Source organism: Actinacidiphila sp. bgisy145 (assembly GCF_057708125.1).
In genome coordinates this window covers 14651-31895 of record NZ_JBYIRL010000042.1, presented here as the reverse complement: position 1 = coordinate 31895, position 17245 = coordinate 14651, and the positions used below count along the sequence as shown (strand labels likewise).

Annotated in this window: 17 protein-coding genes; 6 read left to right on the top strand and 11 right to left on the bottom strand. The window is 73.9% G+C overall.

Features of this window, described 5'->3' with window-relative positions; translation table 11 throughout:
- Positions 1 to 145: 145 nt before the first annotated feature.
- The 5 genes from AC3ERT_RS30030 to AC3ERT_RS30010 all read left to right on the top strand — a co-directional run bounded on the left by AC3ERT_RS30030 (position 146) and on the right by AC3ERT_RS30010 (position 5660).
- Entirely contained in the window at positions 146 to 3520 is a 3375-nt protein-coding gene (locus AC3ERT_RS30030; protein WP_435177939.1) for a sensor histidine kinase, read from the top strand.
- Positions 3517 to 3975, top strand: a complete 459-nt coding sequence (locus tag AC3ERT_RS30025) for a roadblock/LC7 domain-containing protein (RefSeq protein ID WP_335977009.1) — start codon at positions 3517 to 3519, stop codon at positions 3973 to 3975. Before AC3ERT_RS30030 ends, AC3ERT_RS30025 begins: the two co-directional genes overlap by 4 nt.
- Before the next feature lie 161 nt (positions 3976 to 4136).
- Complete coding sequence (locus AC3ERT_RS30020; RefSeq protein ID WP_335977012.1) at positions 4137 to 4553, top strand: DUF742 domain-containing protein; 417 nt, start codon at positions 4137 to 4139, stop codon at positions 4551 to 4553.
- The gene (locus tag AC3ERT_RS30015; RefSeq protein ID WP_435177937.1) at positions 4537 to 5115 is read left to right on the top strand and encodes a GTP-binding protein; all 579 of its coding nucleotides are present in this window, start codon (positions 4537 to 4539) and stop codon (positions 5113 to 5115) included. The genes AC3ERT_RS30020 and AC3ERT_RS30015 overlap by 17 nt, the downstream gene beginning before the upstream one ends.
- A 38-nt stretch (positions 5116 to 5153) precedes the next feature.
- A complete protein-coding gene (locus tag AC3ERT_RS30010) occupies positions 5154 to 5660 on the top strand; it encodes a DinB family protein (protein WP_435133878.1) in 507 nt (168 codons plus the stop codon).
- A gap of 15 nt (positions 5661 to 5675) precedes the next feature.
- Here the strand turns inward: AC3ERT_RS30010 and AC3ERT_RS30005 are convergent, their stop codons facing one another.
- From AC3ERT_RS30005 to AC3ERT_RS29985, 5 genes are all read right to left on the bottom strand, one after another.
- Positions 5676 to 6449, bottom strand: coding sequence for an alpha/beta fold hydrolase (locus tag AC3ERT_RS30005; protein ID WP_435177935.1), 774 nt, complete (start codon positions 6447 to 6449; stop codon positions 5676 to 5678).
- Positions 6446 to 7183, bottom strand: coding sequence for a VOC family protein (locus AC3ERT_RS30000; RefSeq protein ID WP_435177933.1), 738 nt, complete (start codon positions 7181 to 7183; stop codon positions 6446 to 6448). Before AC3ERT_RS30000 ends, AC3ERT_RS30005 begins: the two co-directional genes overlap by 4 nt.
- Positions 7184 to 7357: 174 nt before the next feature.
- Positions 7358 to 8908: an alpha/beta hydrolase gene (locus AC3ERT_RS29995; protein ID WP_435177931.1), complete on the bottom strand. Its 1551-nt coding sequence runs from the start codon at positions 8906 to 8908 to the stop codon at positions 7358 to 7360.
- A 197-nt stretch (positions 8909 to 9105) separates the two neighbouring features.
- The gene (locus AC3ERT_RS29990; RefSeq protein ID WP_435177929.1) at positions 9106 to 9813 is read right to left on the bottom strand and encodes a response regulator; all 708 of its coding nucleotides are present in this window, start codon (positions 9811 to 9813) and stop codon (positions 9106 to 9108) included.
- Complete coding sequence (locus AC3ERT_RS29985) at positions 9810 to 11108, bottom strand: sensor histidine kinase (RefSeq protein WP_435177927.1); 1299 nt, start codon at positions 11106 to 11108, stop codon at positions 9810 to 9812. Before AC3ERT_RS29985 ends, AC3ERT_RS29990 begins: the two co-directional genes overlap by 4 nt.
- A gap of 310 nt (positions 11109 to 11418) precedes the next feature.
- On the opposite strand from AC3ERT_RS29985, the gene AC3ERT_RS29980 reads away from it, so the two are divergent.
- A complete protein-coding gene (locus tag AC3ERT_RS29980) occupies positions 11419 to 12372 on the top strand; it encodes a CPBP family intramembrane glutamic endopeptidase (RefSeq protein WP_435177925.1) in 954 nt (317 codons plus the stop codon).
- Positions 12373 to 12443: 71 nt separating this feature from the next.
- Here the strand turns inward: AC3ERT_RS29980 and AC3ERT_RS29975 are convergent, their stop codons facing one another.
- The 6 genes from AC3ERT_RS29975 to AC3ERT_RS29950 all read right to left on the bottom strand — a co-directional run bounded on the left by AC3ERT_RS29975 (position 12444) and on the right by AC3ERT_RS29950 (position 17244).
- Entirely contained in the window at positions 12444 to 12848 is a 405-nt protein-coding gene (locus tag AC3ERT_RS29975) for a hypothetical protein (RefSeq protein WP_435177923.1), read from the bottom strand.
- Positions 12849 to 12898: 50 nt separating this feature from the next.
- Entirely contained in the window at positions 12899 to 13213 is a 315-nt protein-coding gene (locus AC3ERT_RS29970) for a helix-turn-helix domain-containing protein (RefSeq protein WP_435177921.1), read from the bottom strand.
- Positions 13210 to 13596, bottom strand: coding sequence for a type II toxin-antitoxin system RelE/ParE family toxin (locus tag AC3ERT_RS29965; RefSeq protein ID WP_435177919.1), 387 nt, complete (start codon positions 13594 to 13596; stop codon positions 13210 to 13212). Before AC3ERT_RS29965 ends, AC3ERT_RS29970 begins: the two co-directional genes overlap by 4 nt.
- Positions 13586 to 14470, bottom strand: a complete 885-nt coding sequence (locus tag AC3ERT_RS29960) for an FAD-dependent monooxygenase (protein ID WP_435177917.1) — start codon at positions 14468 to 14470, stop codon at positions 13586 to 13588. The genes AC3ERT_RS29965 and AC3ERT_RS29960 overlap by 11 nt, the downstream gene beginning before the upstream one ends.
- Before the next feature lie 100 nt (positions 14471 to 14570).
- Entirely contained in the window at positions 14571 to 15053 is a 483-nt protein-coding gene (locus AC3ERT_RS29955) for a GNAT family N-acetyltransferase (RefSeq protein ID WP_435177915.1), read from the bottom strand.
- A 115-nt stretch (positions 15054 to 15168) separates the two neighbouring features.
- A complete protein-coding gene (locus AC3ERT_RS29950) occupies positions 15169 to 17244 on the bottom strand; it encodes an iron ABC transporter permease (RefSeq protein ID WP_435177913.1) in 2076 nt (691 codons plus the stop codon).
- Between the last annotated feature and the right edge of the window lies 1 nt (position 17245).

The window sequence follows — 17245 nt, the reverse complement described above, 5'->3', positions numbered from 1 at the left end:
GATCTGCCGGCCAGTTGCCGTACCGCAAGACGAGGTAGTCTCCGGGCAGTTGGCGACCATTCCCGGACTGGCACGGGAAGTTTTTCGGCCACTTCCACACAGCTAGAGTGCTCCGGGTGGTCGAAGTCACGGAGGAGGGCGCGTCGTGTCCGCGAACGGAGCGAACGGACCGGAGCAGGAGCATCCGGTACCGGATGTCCCGGCACCAGGGGGCCGTTCACCGCGAACATCCGCACTCGCCCGGTTCGCCGACCGCCGGCCCTTCCGCCGCAAGCTCGACGTCCTGCTCGGCGTTCCGCTCGTAGTGATCGCCCTGCTGCTCGGCTATGTGATCTACGGATTGGTCGGGCAGGCCAGGGACGCGGGCTCCGCGGCCCAGCTGGTCCGCAGCAGCCGCCAGGTCGCCACGCTGGTCGACCGGGTCGAGTCCGAGCACCAGCAGGCACTGCTGCTGTCAGTCCGCTACGAGTCCGCCACCAACGGCTCCCGGCCCTCGCTGACCGCCTACCGCGGCGCCCAGAGCGCGGTGGACCGCCAGGTCACCGCGGTCCGCAAGGCGTTCGGGTCGCGACTGCCGTCCGCCGAGAGCCAGGTCCTCAAGGAGATCGCGGGCCTGAGCAGCCTGCGCAGCACCGTCGAGCAGAGCTACCTGCCGGCCGACAACATCGACCCGGCGTACACCTCGGTGATCGACGACCTGATCGACGGCCTGGGCCTGGACACCGACACCAACCTGTCCACGTCCCGCACCGGCAACCTGCTCGACTCGCTGCTGCGCGCCGAGGCCTCGCACAGCTCCTTCGAGACCAGCGTGTTCTCCGCCCAGACCGGCGACGCGAACGCGCTCATCGAGTTCGTCAGCGCGGTCGGCGCCGAGCAGGTCTACACCACCGAGGCGGCCCGGTTCGGCCGGTACGCCACCGCGCGGCAGGCGTCCGAGCTGGGCGCGATCGAGCAGGGCACGGCCTGGAACACCATCTCGCAGCAGTACGCGGGCCTCCAGGTGGACCCGAGCACCCTGGTGGCCAACGGCCCGGGCGCGATCAAGGCCGCGTTCACCTCCGCCCTCAAGGCGTACCCGCAGTACCAGCAGCAGGCCGAGAGCCGGCTGCGCGTCACCAACTCGCTCATCGGCCAGATCGCCGACCGGGCCGACAGCGCGTCCAGCAACGCCTGGTACCGGGCGGCCTGGCTGCTGGCCGCCGCGCTGGTCGCCTTCGCACTGTGGCTGGCGCTGTCGGTCGCGATCCGCCGCTCGGTCATCCGGCCGGTGCAGGCGCTGACCGGGGTGGCCGCGGAGGTCGCCGAGGTCGCCGGGCGCGAACTGGCCCGGGTCGCCGACGACGACGCGTCGGACGACAGCCCGGCGCTGCTGCGCGAGATGCCGGCCACCGCCCGCGACGAGATCGGCGACCTGGCCGCGGCGTTCAACCGGGTGCAGACCACCGCGGCCGCGCTGCTGGAACGCCAGGTGCTCAGCCGCCGCAACACCGCCGAGATGTTCGGCAACGTCGGCCGCCGCGTCAGCAACCTCACCGCCCGCCAGCTCTCGCTGATCGACGCGATCGAGCGCGGCGAGACCGACCCCGCGCTGCTGGAGCGGCTCTACCGCATCGACCACCTCGCGGTCCGCCTCCAGCGCAACGCCGACAGCCTGATGCTGCTCGCCGACATCCGCGAGTCCGGCTCGGAGACCGAGCCCACCCCGCTGACCAACGTGGTGCGCGCCTCGCTCGGCCAGATCGAGGGCTACGAGCGGGTCGTCCTGCACGCCGAGACCGAGGTCACCGTCGCGCCGGACATCATCGCCGACCTGACGCTGATGCTCGCCGAACTCCTGGAGAACGCGGTCGCGTTCTCCCCCGCCCGCAGCCCCGTCGAGGTGGTCGTGGGCGCCCGCGCGGACGGCGCGGTGGTCGAGATCGCCGACCACGGCCTGGGCATGAGCGCGGACCGGCTCGCCGAGGAGAACGCCCGGCTGGTGCGCCGCGAGCGCCTCGACCTGGTGCCGACCAAGGTGCTCGGCCTGTTCGTGGTCGGCAGCCTGGCCCGGCGCTGGGGCGTGCGGGTCGTGCTGACCCGCACCCAGGGCGGCGGCGTCACCGCGCAGGTCGCGATCCCGGCGGCGCAGCTGCTGTCGGCCAGCCCCTACGCCGAGTCGCAGCAGCCCTCCGGCGCGCAGGCCGGGGCGGGAGCCGGCATCGGAGCAGACGGCCGAGCTGCTGGGCGAGCCGGCGGGCGAGCCGGTTTCGAGCACCCGAGCGGCGCCGGACGCGAGCCGCGCGGCGGCAGGTCGTACGAGGTCGCCCCGTACGACAACAGCCCGCGCGAGGTCCGGCCCTACCGCGAGGAGCCGCAGCCCAGCGGTACGTACGACAGCGCCCCCTACGGCAACGGCGCGTACGGCGGCGGGGCCTACGCCAGCGGCGCCTACGGCAACGGCCGGCCGCAGGGCGAGGCGTACCAGGCCGGCCCCGCGTACGGGGACCTGCCGTACGGGGGCCGGGCCGCGGAGCTGGAGCGCGGCGACCTGGCCGAGCGCGGCGAGCGGGCCGCGCGCACGCCCCGCCACGCCTCCCGGATGCCGCAGTTGACCGACGGCCGCGAGCACCCGGCCCCGCCGGCCGAGTCGCGCCGCGGCGGCGGGCGGCACGCCGCGCCGCCGCGCGAGGACGACTTCCGCGGTGACGCGCCGCGCGAACAGGCCCCCCGCGAGGAGCCCTTCCGCGGCGAGCAGCCGCACCGGCCTGAGCAGCACCGGCCTGAGCCGCGCCCGTCGGCGCCCCGCGAGGAGGCACCGCGCGAGGGCGGGCCCGCGCCGCTGCCGCGCCGGGTGCCGCAGCGCACCGCGGCGATCAGCTCCGCCGCCGTGCCGTCCGCGCGGGTGCAGCCGGGCGGCGGCCCGGTCCTGGGGTACGGGATGGGCGTAGACGGGGTGATGGGGGCTCCGAACCTGCCGCGCCGCTCCGGAGCCGGGGCCGGGGCCGCGCCTGGCGCCGTACCCGGTGCCGGGTCCGGTGCGAACCGTCCGGGCGCGCCCGCCGGCCGGCCGGCCCAGCCGCAGTCCCAACCCCGTCCGCAGCAGCCCCAGCAGCCCCAACCCCGGCCGTCGGCGGCACCGCTGCCGCCCATGGCCGCCACCGGTCCCCACTCCCCGCGTCCCCCCGCGTCGCCGATGTCGCCGACGTTCCCCACGGCACCGTCCGCCCCGTCGTCACCCTCGTCCGGTCCGTCCGGTCCGTCCGGCTCCTCGCCGGTCGACCGGGGCGCGCCGCGCCCGCTGCGGCGCCGGGTGAAGGGCGCGACCCTCCACGCCACGCTCGGCGCGGCCGCCGGTGCCGGCCCCGCCCCCTCCCCCACCGCCCACCGCCCCGCCGCCGACGCCGAGCAGGTCCGCTTCGAGCTGGACGAGTTCGAGGCCGCGGTCGAGCGGGCCAACCGCGACAGCGCGGCGGCCGACACCGGCCACAGCCGCCACACCACACCGACCACGGGGTTCCCGGAAGGAGCCGAAGAGTGACAACGCCGACAGGTGGCCGGCCCGACGATCTGCGGGCCGCCGCAGCCGATTTCACCTGGCTGCTGAACCGTTTCGCCACGGAGACCGCGGGGGTGGTCGACGCCATCGCCGTCTCCTCCGACGGCCTGCTCATCGCGGTGTCCCAACTGCGCGACTCGGCGGACTCCGAGCGGCTGGCCGCGATCGTCTCCGGCATGACCAGCCTCGCGGCGGGCGCCGCCGGCAGCTACGGACTCGGCCCGCTGAACAAGGTGATCATCGACCTGGCGCAGGGCCACATCCTGGTCTCCGCGATCGGCAGCGGCGCCGTCCTGGGCGTGGTGACCTCCAAGGAGGCCAAGCTCGGGAACATCGCCTACGAGATGACGGTGTTCGCCAACCGGGCCGGGGCCGCGCTCAACCCCGAGCTGGTGCTGGAGTTGAAGAACTCGGTCGGCCTGCCGTCGCGCCGTTGACGTAACGGCCGTTCCCGTATGGGGTGTCCTCGTACGGACCGGCGCCGTGCGGGTGGTCGACGCACGGGTGGCCGCCGTGCGGGCAGTTGACGTAAGCGCGGCCGCGCGTGCCGCCCCCGCCGGGGACACGCCGGCGGCTCACGACGAGGAGGTGCAGGCCCATGGGCGCCGGTGACGAACCGGTCGGCCGGGCACCCGCCGTACGGCCGTTCCTGGTGACCGCCGGCCGGGTGGCCGGCACGGACGCCGGGACCGGAGCCGTGCCGCCGATGCCGGTCGAGACCCAACTCGTGGCGACCGCCACCGGGTTGGAACGGCTCAACCTGATGTCGTTCGAGCGCCACGACATCGTGGCGTCCTGCCGCCGGCCGCAGTCGGTGGCCGAGATCGCGGCACGGCTGCATCTGCACCTGAACGTGGTCCGGGTGCTGGCCGAGGACCTTTCGGCCGGCGGCCACCTCTCGGTGTACGTGCCGAAGGCCGACATCGGCCGCGACGTTTCCGTATTGCGAAGGGTTATTGATGGTCTCCGCACCATCCCCGATTCCCGGGGGACGCTCCATGACACCGCCTACTGAGGCGCCCGGCGGCACCGCACCGCTGCCGGTGAAGATGGTGGTGGCCGGCGGGTTCGGGGTCGGCAAGACGACCGCGGTCGGCTCCATCTCGGAGATCAGCCCGCTCACCACCGAAGCGGCCATCACCGAGGTCGCGGCCGGGGTCGACGACCTCAGCCACACCCCGTACAAGACCACGACCACCGTGGCGATGGACTTCGGCTGCATCACCATCGACGCCGGTCTGAAGCTGTACCTCTTCGGCACCCCGGGCCAGGAGCGGTTCGGCTTCATGTGGGACGACCTGGTGGAGGGTGCCCTCGGCGGCCTGGTGATCGTGGACACCCGGCGGCTCGACGACTGCTACGCCGCCGTCGACTACTTCGAGCACCGCCAGATACCGTTCGCGGTCGCCGTCAACGCTTTCGACGGGCGCGTGGAGCACTCCCTCGACGAGGTCCGCTGGGCCCTCGACGTCGGCGCGCACGTCCCCGTCATCGCCTTCGACGCCCGCGAGCGCGGCTCGGTCCGCGACGCCCTCCTCGTCGTCCTGGACGTGGCCCTCACCCGCGCCGAGAACTGACCGCGCGCGGCCGCGGGCGCGGGTGGTTGGATGGGGGGATGAGCAGAACGGACATGCCCGCGCGTTTCGACGAGCGGACGATGCTGACCACGTTTCTGGACTACGCCCGGGCCACCGCGGTGGCCAAGTGCGCGGGGGTGTCCGCGCAGGACGCGGCCCGGGCACCGCTGCCTGGGTCGCCGCTGATGACGCTCGGCGGGCTGCTGAGCCATCTGCGGTGGGTGGAGTACTGGTGGATGCAGGTCATCTTCCTCGGCGAGGAGGACACGCAGGCGCCCTGGACGGACGAGGACCCGGACCGGGAGATGCGGGTGGGCGCGCAGACGCCGCTCGCGGAGCTGGTGGCCGCGTACGAGGAGCAGAGCGCCCGCTACCGGGAGCTGGTGGCCGCGACGGAGCTGTCCGCCATCGCCAAGCGCCCGGTGCGGGACGGCACCCATGTCACGCTCGGCTGGGTGCTCATGCACCTCATCGAGGAGACCTCGCGGCACAACGGCCACATCGACATCCTGCGGGAGATGGCCGACGGCACCACCGGCGACTGAGCCGCCCGTTCCTGCTCAACCCGTTGCCGGGTACACCTCGTTGAGGAAGCCGGCCACCAGCTCCGCGGTCTCGGCCGGCCGCTCCATCCCGGGGAAGTGCCCGGCCCAGGGCAGTTCCACGTGCCGGACGTCCGCGCCGCGCAGCACCTGCGGCAGCCCCGCCGCGATCGCGCGGAAGTCGGCGAGGTCCTGCCCGCCGGACACCGCCAGGCACGGCGCCGCCACCGCCGCGAGGTCGACCGGCACCTCGCGCCGCCCGGCGCCGTCAGGCGCGGCGAGCTGGACGTCGAAGGCGCGGCGCTGCATGGTGCGCAGCGCCGTACGGGCCGGCTCGTCCGCCTCGGGCCCCAGCCAGGTCGCCACGTTCAGCTCGACGGCGCCGGCCACGTCGCCGGCGGCGAGCAGCGCGTCCTCCCGCTCGCCGAACGCGCGGAGTTCCGCGCTGGGTTCGTACCCCGGCTGCCCGGCGCACAGCAGGGCGAGCGCGGCCACCCGCTCGGGGTGGCGCGCGGCGATCTCCAGGGCGACGTGGCCGCCGTAGGAAGAGCCGAGCAGCGCGGCGCGGGCGATGCCGAGGGTGTCCATCAGCGCGAGGACGTCCTCGGGGTCGTTGTGGGGCCCGCCGGTCAGCGGGGACGCCCCGAAGCCGCGAAAGTCGCAGCGTACGACCCGGTATCCGGCGCCGGCCAGCACCGGCCACTGCGGGTCCCACATGCGGCGGTCGCACACGCCGGAGTGCAGCAGCACCAGCGCGGGGCCGTCGCCGGTCACGTCATGGGCGAGGGTCATGCGCCGGCCTGCTTCCCGCGGTCCGCGCGCACCCGGAACTCGTTGCCGTCGGGGTCGAGGAGGTCCACCCACCCGGGCTCGGCCGCGGTGGTACGGCCCCGGGTCGCGCCCAGCGAGAGCAGGCGCCCGACCTCCGCGTCCAACTCCTCGCCCTCCCCCGCGACCAGTTCGAACCTCACCCGGTCCCGGCCGGAGCGCGGCATCAGCGGCGGGCCGCCCCAGGTGAGTTTCGGGCCGCCGCGGGGTGAGCGGACCGCGGTCTCCTCGCCCTGGTCCCACACCAGCGGCCAGTCCAGTGCCCGGCTCCAGAAGTACCCCACCTCCCGGGTGCCGTCGCCGGCCAGGGCGCCGACGAAGCCGCAGTCCGCGAGGAAGGTGTTGCCGGCGGCGATCACGCAGAACTCGTTGCCCTCGGGGTCGGCGAGGACCACATGCGTCTCCTCGGGCCGCTGCCCCACGTCCGTATGCCGCCCGCCGAGCTCCAAGGCCCGTGCCACGGTGCGCCGTTGCTCGTCCGGGGAGCTGCTCGTCAGGTCGAAGTGCGCCCGGTTCTGGCCGTCCTTGGGTTCCTTCGTCGGCAGGAAGCGCAGCAGGAAGCCGGTGTCGTCGCCGGGCACCAGTACGGTGCCGTCCCCGCCCTCCTCCGGTTCCCACCCCAGCAGGGCGGACCAGAAGCGGGCCAGCCGCTCCGGCGCGGTCGCGTCGATACTCAGGGCGAGGAGCTGTGACGTCATGACGGCAGTACGTCTCCGATGCGCGGGGGCAGGCCGGCCGTGGCCGCGCGGAACGCCGTTCCCGCCCCGCCCCCGCACCCTAGCCACCGCCCCGACCGCCCGCACCCGGGTTATCCGCGCCCCGGCCGCGCGTTCATCGACACGGCCGCGATACCTCCCCGGGGAGGACCCGGCCTACTTCTGCGTCACGTCAGTGCAGTAGACGTCCTTCTGAGGCAACCGCCCCGCGTCCAGGAACTCCACCGCCGCCTTGTCCGCGCACGTGGAGCCCGCGTTGTAGACGTAGTGCCCGCCGTTGTCGACCCCGACAAATGCCGAGCTCCTGTCCAGAACGTGATGGAGTGCCACCCCGCTCTCCCACGGCGTGGCGTTGTCCCTCCGGTTCTGCAGGATCAGCGTGTTGCGCGGCCCCCCGTCCGTCACCTTCACCGGAGCCTCGACAGGCTTCTTCCAGTACGCGCACGTCCACACGTTCGCCGGCATCCCGGCAGTCAACGGCCACGCCTTCCGATCCGCGGCGGTACGCGTCGCGTAGCCGTCGAGGTCATGCGGCCACTCCGCATCGCCGCAGGTGAGCGCGAGGAACATCGTCGCCTGGTTGTCCGCCGGCACCCCCGGTGACCCCGGGGTGTCCGCGAAGACCTGCGTGAGCACCGCCTTGTCGGCATCCGTCACACCGCCGTCCGCCAGGTCCGCCGCGGCCTTCCAGAACTGCGTCAGCGGCGCGAGCGTCTCGTTGTGCAGCAGCATGCCGTAGGTGATGTTCCGCAGCAGCGGCCCGTCCAGTGACAGCGACGCCCCGGGCACCGCCGCCGGCTTCCGGTCCAGCCGGTCGGCCAGGGCCAGGTAGGAGTCGGTCACCTCCGAGACGGTGGAGCCCAGGCCCAACGTGTCGTTCTGCGCCGCCGCGACCCGGGCCGCGTCGGGGAACCGGTCGGCCATCCCCTTGCCCCAGGTGTCCGCGACCTCGTCGTACCACACCTTGTCCGGGTCGACGTTGCCCTCCAGGATCATCCGGTCGGTGTGGCCCTGGAAGAGGGTGCGGTAGACCGCGCCGAGGTACGTGCCGTAGGACTGGCCCCAATAGGAGATCTTCTTCTCACCGAGCGCCTGGCGGATGCGGTCGATGTCGCGGGCGGTGTTGGCGGTGTTGTAGTACTTCAGGTCCTCACCCGCGGTGTCCGCGCACTTCTTGGCGTCGGCCTCGGCCAGGGCCACGTTCCCGGTGATCGAGCCGTCCGAGGCAGGGTAGGGGAAGAGACTCGGCACTCCCGGGTCTTTCAGGCCGCAGCTCTGCGGGGTGCTGTGCTCGACGCCGCGCGGGTCGAAGCCGATCAGGTCGTAGCGGTCGAGCACGGACTTCGGCAGGGTCGGCGCCATGGTGTCCGGCATGTCGATGCCGCCCAGGGCCGGCCCGCCTGGGTTGAGCACCAGCACGCCGCGCTGCTTGCCGCTCTTGGCCGTGGCGAGCCGGGAGACCTCCACGCTGATGGTGGCGCCGCCGGGATTCCGGTAGTCCAGCGGCACCCGCAGATCGCCACAGGTCAGCTGGGGGTTCCGCTTGATGCCCTCGGCCGGGGCCGGGCACGGGCCCCACGCGATCCGGGCGCTGCCCGAGGCGGCCGCCGACTCGGGCTTCGGCGTGCCGAGGGAGCTGCTGCCGTCGCCGCCTCCGCCGCACGCTGTGAGCCCGCCCCCGGCCAGCGCCGAAACCACAAGAGCCACGGCCAACCGCCGCCCCCTGGCGGACCCCGACCTCCCGCTGCTGCCCGTCATGACATTCCTCCCCGCGCTCGATTCGGCCGAACTGTCCTGTCCGGCCGCTGTGTTGACAGTCCGAGAGTCAACAAGAGGAGGCGGGTCCTGGGCTTCACCCCGGGGTGGACACCTGGGGTCGCTCGCACGGGGGACGAAGGCGGCTGTCAGCTCCGCCAGTGCCGCTGGCCACCCCCGGCCAGCCCCGCCCGGTACGCCAGGACGACCGCCTGGACGCGATCGCGGAGGTCCAGCTTGGTGAGGATGCGGGAGACGTAGGTCTTCACCGTCTCGTGGCTGATCACCAGCGCGGCGGCGATCTCCGCGTTCGACAGTCCCTCGCTGATCAGCAGCAGCACCTCCTGCTCGCGGGGGGTGAGGACCTTGAGCCGGTCGCGCTCGGGGGAAGCGGCGGCGGCCGAGGGGCGGACCCGTTCGGCGAAGCGGCCGATCAGGGCGCGGGTGACCGCGGGGGCCAGCAGGGACTCGCCACGGGCCACGGTGCGGACCGCGTTGATCAGTTCGGGCGGCGGGGCGTCCTTGAGCATGAAGCCGCTGGCGCCGGCGCGCAGCGCCTCGTAGACGTACTCGTCCACGTTGAAGGTGGTGACCACCAGGATGCGCGCGGGACTTGCCGACTCCGGGCCGGCCAGGTGGCGGGTGGCTTCGATCCCGTCGAGCAGCGGCATCCGGATGTCCATCACCACCACGTCGGGCTTCAGATGCTCCGCCTGCCGGATCGCCGCCCTGCCGTCCACCGCCTCGCCCACCACCTCGATGTCGGGCTGGGAGTCGAGAATGGTGACGAAGCCGGCACGCACCAGCCCCTGGTCCTCGCAGACCAGCACCCGGGTCACCGCGGCCGGCACACTCATGACGCCTCCTTCTGATCGCACTGTGCTTCGGCCGGTTGCCCACCGCGCCGGCCGGGCAACGAGCTCCCGGTGGGAATCCGCGCACACACGCGGAACCCGTCCGGCCCCGGCCCTGCCGCGAACTCCCCGCCCAGCATCTCCACCCGCTCCCGCAGCCCGGTCAGCCCCCGACCGCCGGAGAGGTGCGGGCCGCCCGCCCGTACCGCCGCGGACGGGGGCACGCCGTCGGCGGTCCCGGCCGTGGTGACCTCGACGTCCGTCCAGTCGGCGGTGTGGGTCAGCCGCACCAGCGTGGGCCGGCCCGCCGCGTACTTCACCGCGTTGGTGAGGGATTCCTGTACGACGCGGTAGGCCGTCAGCCGGGCGCCTATGGCCATGGCCGGCTGCTCTCCGTCCTCGACCAGTTCGACCGGCTGGCCGCCTGCTCGGGTCTGCTCCACCAGATCGGGCACCCGGCCCGGCACCGGCGTACGCGCTCGGGGGTCCGCGTCACCGGTCGCCTCCAACACGCCCAGCAGAAAACGGAGTTCGGCCAGGGCGCGGCGGCCGGTGCCGTTGATGGCGGCCAGGGCCTCGCCGACGCGGTCCGGCGCCCCGGTGAGGTACTGGGCCGCTCCCGCCTGCACCACCATCGCGGTCACATGGTGGGTCACCACATCGTGCAACTCCCGGGCCAGCCGGTGCCGTTCGGCAGCGACGGCGGCTTCGGCGGACAGCCGCCGGCGCTCGGCCTCCTGCGCCCGCCGCCCCCGGACCAGCAGCCCCAGGCCCCAGACCGCGGCCAGCGCCAAGTAGAACAGAACGTAGTCGGTGAGCCCCTCGGGCGACCCCAGCGCGTGCAGCACGACGCTGAAGACCACGTAACCGCCGGTCGCCAGCGCCGGCACCACCCGCCGCAGGCGCGGCTGGAGGGCGCCCACCGAGTACAGCGCGATGTACAGCCCCAGGCCGCCGACGGTCGGCGGGCAGCCGAGGGACTCGTGGACCGCGAACGAACTCCCCGCCACCGCGAGGCAGATGGCCGGCCAGCGGGTGCGCACCACCAGCGGCAGGGTCTGCCCCAGGGTCAGCAGCACGCTCGCCACCGAGGCGCCGTGCGTGGGCAGGTCGCCGAACCGCGCCCCGATCCGGGAGAGCGGCTCGGTGAACGACAGCACGCTGAAGACGACAGCGAACTCGCGGTCCCTGGTCGCCGCCGGGCGCGACCCCCACCACCGCGCCACCATGCGGAGTCGGTCGACCGCGGCGGCCAACGGGCGTACGCCCGCCGGTGTTTTTGGCACTTGCCCTGCCATGGTGATCATCCCGGTCCGGTAGTTCCCGCTCTGAAACGGCGTCGCCGGGGGCCGGAAAGTGGTCCAGGACCCGTCCGCGCGGTGCCGCCGGTCCGGCCCCGCAGGGCCGGACAGTCTTACACGGCGAACGTAGCGCCCGGTGGCCGGGGCCGGGGTCCCTCGGAGGAGGACATCCGGTAGCTCGCTCGGGGGACCCGCGGGGGCGCCGACTGCCCACCCGGCGGTGACGATCCGAGGGTGCCGCCGCCCGTAGTTTTCCGTCATCGACAGCGCAGACCGCTCACCAGGAGCGGCCCCTGAGGAGGCAGCCATGCCGGCCGACATCCACCCGTCATCGATCCGCCTCGACGACCACGGACCCCAAGGGACCGCGTCGACCGCTGCGGCCGCCTCCCCCTCCACCGTGCGGGACGGCGCCCGCCGCCCGGCCCGCTGGGCGAGGTCGACCTGGGTGCGGCTGGCGGTGCTCTTCGTGGCGATGCTGGGCGTGGACGCGATCGCCGGCGGGATCAACAAGGTCGCCGACGCCACACCGCTGACCGCCCTGATCGGAGGGGTGGCCACCGGCGGTCTCGCGCTGGCCGCCTACCTCTGGCTGGTGCGCTACCTGGAGGGCCGCACCCGGCTGGAGGAACTGGCGCCGGCCAGGGCGCGGCCGGAGCTGCGCCGGGGGTTCCTGGTCGGGCTCGGCCTGTTCGCCGTCACCATCGCGCTGGTGGCGATGACCGGCGGCTACCACGTCCACGGCTGGGGCTCGTTCGGTGGCGCGCTGACCACGTTGGGCCTGATGAGCTGTGTGGCGGTGACCGAGGAACTCGCCTTCCGCGGCGCCCTGTTCCGGGTCCTGGAGGAGAAGACCGGCACCTGGGGAGCGCTCGTCGTCTCCGGCCTCGCCTTCGGCGGCCTCCACCTGGTCAACCAGCACGCGACCCTCACCGGCGCCCTGGCCATCGCCGTCGAGGCCGGCCTGATGTTCGGCGCCGTCTACGCCGCCACCCGCTCCCTGTGGCTGCCCATCGGCATCCACCTCGGCTGGAACCTGGCCGAGCAGGGCGTCTTCGGCACCACCGTCTCCGGCTCCGACACCCGCACCGGCGGCCTCCTCCACGCGACCGTGACCGGCCCCCACACCCTCACCGGCGGAAGCTTCGGCCCCGAGGCCAGCGTCTTCGCGGTTCTGGTCTGCCTGGTCCCCACCGTCCTCTTCCTGCTGATGGCGAAGCGCCGCGGCCGGCTCCGCCCGCGGCCCGCACGCAAGCACTGACCCGAAGCCGAACCCGAAGGGGCGGGCCCTGCGGCCCGCCCCTTCATCCGCGCCCGTACCACCCCGAGCGGTCAGCTGAGGGCGCGGCGCAGGGTCGTGGTGACGTCCAGGCCCGGGAAGTGCCGGGAGATCTCCGCTCGGGCCTGCTTGATCAAGTCCTCCAGCAGGACGGGCGCCGCGCCGTACAGCACGTCGTGGAGGTAGGGGACGAGCGCGGACTCGTCGGCGGGCAGGACGAGTTGAACGGCCGGGGCGGTGCCGTCGCTCTTGTACCGGCCCGCCGGGAGCCCGACCTTCTCCGGATGGACGCACACCGGCACCCGTTCCGCGGTGTACCGGTTCCCGTCCGCCGGGTCGAACGGGCAGTCCCGGGTGGGCCGTTCGTACACGTCGAACTCCCCGACCGGGAAACGGCGGGAGGGGCAGATCCCGCACGCCAGGTGGTGAACGTCGTCACCGACGAAGGCGTCCGTCACAGCCCGAGGCTATCCCGTGACAACCAACCCGCACCGACGCGCCCCGCGCTTCAGGCGGCACTGCCGTGCGGGGTGAGGTTGATCGTCAGATCCGCGTCGAGCGCCCGGGCCAGGCGCCGCAGGAGGGGAATCGTGGGCACGGTGCCGCCGCCCTCGATGCGGGAGATCTGCGGCTGCTTCATGCGGCAGCGGTCGGCGAGTTCGGCCTGGGACAGGCCCAGCGCGATCCGCCGGTCGTAGACCATCTGCCCGAGATCGTGCGCGAGTTCGGCCTCTTCGTACAGCCGGTCGTAATCGGCGTTCTCCTCGGTGGCCTCGCCCAGCAGCTCACGGCGGCGGCGGGTCTTCCACTCAGCGTGGTTCATCGCGGTTCCTCCTTGATGTCGCGGCTGTAGACGGCGTGCTCGGCAGCCGGTTCATGGCCTGCCTCGCAGACGGCCTGAGCGGACCGGGCTCGCACCACCTCCGCCGCCTCGCGCATCCTGGTCTTGCGGAACACCGTCAGGAGCACGATGCGGCGGCCCGGCGCGAGCCAGTAGGTGAGGCGCTGGGCGTTGCCGTCGAGGTCGAAGCGCAGCTCACGGAGCTTGCCGCCGAGATGACGAGTGTACGGCTCGCCGAGCGTCGTGGGGTTCTCCGACAGCCGGTCGACCTTCTGCTCGGTGACGACGTAGTGGTGGGCAGGGATGTTCGCCAGCCAGAGGCGCACCTCGGGCTCGATCTCGATCGTGTACCACTCATCGCCCATAACGTCGATGATATATAACATCGATGTTATGGGCCAGTCGCGCCCCGCCGGAGACTCGGCGCGGCCGCGCCTGGAGGTCCGCACTCGTGACCGGTGCGTCCCGGTCGGCCGGCGGGCCGCCGAACTCGACGGTGACGATGCGGCCCGGCATCGGCCCGTACGCGTACACGCCGGTGTCCGTGGCGGTCCAGCCGACCTTCAGCTCCTCGGCGCCGGTCATCTCCACGACCGCCTGGTGGCAGGTGGTCTCCGGGTCGGTACCGGGAAACGCGAACCCCGCGTGCTTGCGGACCGTGCTGCGACCGCCGTCGCAGCCCACGAGCCAGCCGGCACGTATCGCCCCGCGGCTGGTCCGTACCGTGACGGCGCCGCCGTCCGGGTCGAAGCCGGTCACTTCCACTCCCCGGCGCACGTCGACGCCGAGGACGTCCGCCCGGCGGCCGAGCAGCCGCTCGATGTCCTGCTGCGCGACGAAGGCGATCTCAGCGGCGGGTCCGGCGTCGCCGAGGTCCGGCTCCGTACGGTCGACGAGGTCGGCGCGCAGCATGATTCCGGCGAAGTGCCCGACGATCCCGAGCCCTTGGCCCCCGTCTCCGCCCGCGGCTCCGTCCCCGCTCCCGCCGTCCTGTGCGCGGATGAAGGCCCGGAACCGGTCCACCGTCCGCCGCTGCACCTCGGCCAGCGCGGGCAGCATGCCCCGGCGGTAGAGCGCCTCGGCGCAGGGCGTGGTGATCGCCCCGCCCTTGATCGTCGGGTCCACGTCGGGCAGGCGCTCCAGGACGGTCACCCGCGCGCCCCCGAGCCGCAGCTCGCACGCCAGCATCAGTCCGACCGGGCCGCCTCCGGCCACTACTACGTCTACGTCACAGTCCACGGCGCCGACTATGGACCAGGGGCGAAAAGGCCAAGAAGCCGCCGCGATGTCAAGGGAGCGGACCGGGGGAACGGCCGGAGGAAGAGCTCCCGCGTGCTCGTCATGCCCCGGCGGGTGGGCCGTCGAGGGGGAGTTTGAAGCCGACGTGGCTGGGGTGGAAGCCGAGCCGTTCGTAGAAGCGGTGGGCGTCCTCGCGGCCGGCGTTGGACGTCAACTGCACGACCGAGCAGCCGCGTTCACGCGCCTGCTGCACGCACCAGCCGATCAGCGCGCTGCCGAGGCCGGTGCCCCGGGCGGCGCTGCCGATCCGGACGGCCTCGATCTGGGCGCGGGTCGCGCCCTGGTGGGACAGGCCGGGCAGGAAGGTGAGCTGGGCGGTGCCGACGACCTCGCCCGCCCGGTCGGCGACGAGCAGGAGGTGCTGGGGGTCCCGGTCGATCTCGGCGAACGCGGCTTCGTACGGGGACAGGTCGCCGGGTGACTCGCGGGTGCTGCCGAGGACGTCGTCGGCGAGCAGGGCCACGATGGCGGGGAGGTCGGCGCGGGTGGCGCGGCGGAATGAGACGGCCGTCGTAGAGGTCACAGCAGGAACCGTACGAGGTACGCGGCCGAGCGGCGCGGCCCGGGCTCCGTCGGCGCACGGAACCGCCGTACGGCACCCGGGCACCGGACCCGGGTGCGGCGGCTCCCCCGGCGGGCTACTTACGGGTGCGGAAGAGCAGGCGGATGAAGTACGGCGTACCCACGACCGCTGTCATGAGGCCCGCGCCGAGCTGCGCGGGGGCGATGACGGTGCGGCCGAGCAGGTCGGCGGCGCAGACCAGGGCGCCGCCGAGGAGCATCGCGACCGGCAGGACGCGGACGTGGCGGCGGCCGACGAGCGCGCGGGCGGCGTGCGGGGCGACGAGGCCGACGAAGCCGATCGTGCCGGCCGCCGCGGTGGCGGTCGCACTGAGCAGGACGGCGACCGCGAGGAAGCCGAACCGGGTGGGGGCCAGCCGCAGTCCGAGGAGGTGCGGGGTGTCCTCGTCGAGCGCGACGAGGTCGAGCGCGCGGCGGCGTACGACGGCGTAGCAGGTGCCCGCGGCGAGCACGACCGCCACCGGCAGCAGGTCGGGGGCAGTGCGCCCGTAGGTCGAACCGGACAGCCAGGTCAGCGCCTTGGTGGCGTTGAAGGGGTCGGTGAGCACGATGACGAGGCTGATCAGCGCGGTGGTGGCCGCGGACACCCCGACGCCGACCAGGACCAGCCGGTTCTGCCGGAACCCGCCGCGCGCGGCGAGCCCGAAGACGACGAGCGCGGCGAGCGCGGCCCCGCCGAACGCGGCCCCGGCGATGCTCCACGCGCCGGCCGCCGGCACCGAGGTCACCAGCAGCACCGCGCCGAGCCCGCCGCCCCCGGAGACCCCGAGGATGCCGGGTTCGGCGAGCGGGTTGCGGGTGACGGCCTGGACGAGGGTGCCGGACAGCGCGAGCGCGGCGCCGGCCAGGAGCGCGGCCATCACCCGCGGCACCCGGGTGTCCAGGACGAAGGTGACGCCGCGGCCGGCGCGCCCCAGCGCCCAGTTGGTGACGTCGCCCATCAGCAGCTTGGTGTCGCCGAGCAGCACGCCCGCGACGACCACGCCGACCAGGACGGCGGCGAGCACCGCCACGCACAGCGCGAAGCCGGCCCGGCTGGGGATGCGCATCCGGTCGGTCTCGGCGGCGCCGCCGGACTCGCGGGCCCGCATCGCCATCGCGATGAGGAAGACCGCGCCGAGGATGCTGGTGACGACGCCGGTCGGCACGGAGGGGGCGACCTGCTTGGAGACCATGGCGCGCAGCAGCACGTCGGCGCCGAGGACGAGCGCGGCACCGACCAGCCCGGCGAAGGGCACGGCGGCCCGGGCCCGGACGAGGGCGCGCAGCCGGCGGGCGAGCGGCCGGGCCAGCGCGGGCGCGCACAGCCCGACGAAGCCGATCGGTCCGGCGAGGGTCACGGCGGCGGCCGACAGCAGCGCGGCGAGCACCACGACGGTGATGCGGGTGCCGCGGACCGGGATGCCGACGCCGCGGGCCGCGTCGTCGCCGAGGGCGAGCGCGTCGATCCGGCGGGCGACCAGCAGCAGGCCGAGCAGCCCGGCGGCGACGACCGGCGCCATCTGGTCGACGCCGCCGAACCCGTTCTGGCTGATGCTGCCCTGGCTCCACTGGTAGAGGCCGTTGGTGCGCTGCGGGAAGAGCAGCAGCAGCGCGTCGGTGACGGCGCCGAACCCGAGCGCGAGGGCGCTGCCGGCCAGCACCAGCCGTACGGTGCCGGCGCCGAGGCCGGACAGCCCGAGGACGACCGCCGCGGCGGCCAGGCCCCCGACGAAGGCGACGCCGGAGGACGCGAGGAGCGGCATCGACGCGCCGGTGACGGTGAGCACGCCGAGTGCGAGGTAGGAACCGGCGTTCACCGCAAGGGTGTCGGGGGCGGCCAGCACATTGCGGCTGACCGCCTGGAGTGCGGCGCCCGCGCTGCCGAGGGCGACGCCGACGAGCACGCCGGCGACCATCCGCGGCAGCCGCGAGGCGATCACCACGGAGGAGTCGGTCTGGTCGGCCTGGCCGGTGAGCGCCTTCCACACCTCGTGGGCGCCGACGGCGGCGGTGCCCTGGGTGATGTCCACGACCGCGAGGGCGGCGACCACCAGCAGCAGCCCCGCCGCGGCCGCGGCCGCCGGCAGGCCGGACCTGGCGGCGGCCGCACCGGCGGCGGGGGCGGTGGCGGTTGTCTCGGTGACGGCCACG

What these genes read in the sequence shown, in the direction of transcription:
- AC3ERT_RS30020 (WP_335977012.1), top strand. Translation starts at nt 4,137, where the DNA reads ATGGGCGCCGGTGACGAACCGGTCGGCCGGGCACCCGCCGTACGGCCG.
- AC3ERT_RS30015 (WP_435177937.1), top strand. Translation starts at nt 4,537, where the DNA reads ATGACACCGCCTACTGAGGCGCCCGGCGGCACCGCACCGCTGCCGGTG.
- AC3ERT_RS30010 (WP_435133878.1), top strand. Translation starts at nt 5,154, where the DNA reads ATGAGCAGAACGGACATGCCCGCGCGTTTCGACGAGCGGACGATGCTG.
- AC3ERT_RS30005 (WP_435177935.1), bottom strand. Translation starts at nt 6,449, where the DNA reads ATGACCCTCGCCCATGACGTGACCGGCGACGGCCCCGCGCTGGTGCTG.
- AC3ERT_RS30000 (WP_435177933.1), bottom strand. Translation starts at nt 7,183, where the DNA reads ATGACGTCACAGCTCCTCGCCCTGAGTATCGACGCGACCGCGCCGGAG.
- AC3ERT_RS29990 (WP_435177929.1), bottom strand. Translation starts at nt 9,813, where the DNA reads ATGAGTGTGCCGGCCGCGGTGACCCGGGTGCTGGTCTGCGAGGACCAG.
- AC3ERT_RS29985 (WP_435177927.1), bottom strand. Translation starts at nt 11,108, where the DNA reads ATGGCAGGGCAAGTGCCAAAAACACCGGCGGGCGTACGCCCGTTGGCC.
- AC3ERT_RS29980 (WP_435177925.1), top strand. Translation starts at nt 11,419, where the DNA reads ATGCCGGCCGACATCCACCCGTCATCGATCCGCCTCGACGACCACGGA.
- AC3ERT_RS29970 (WP_435177921.1), bottom strand. Translation starts at nt 13,213, where the DNA reads ATGAACCACGCTGAGTGGAAGACCCGCCGCCGCCGTGAGCTGCTGGGC.
- AC3ERT_RS29965 (WP_435177919.1), bottom strand. Translation starts at nt 13,596, where the DNA reads ATGGGCGATGAGTGGTACACGATCGAGATCGAGCCCGAGGTGCGCCTC.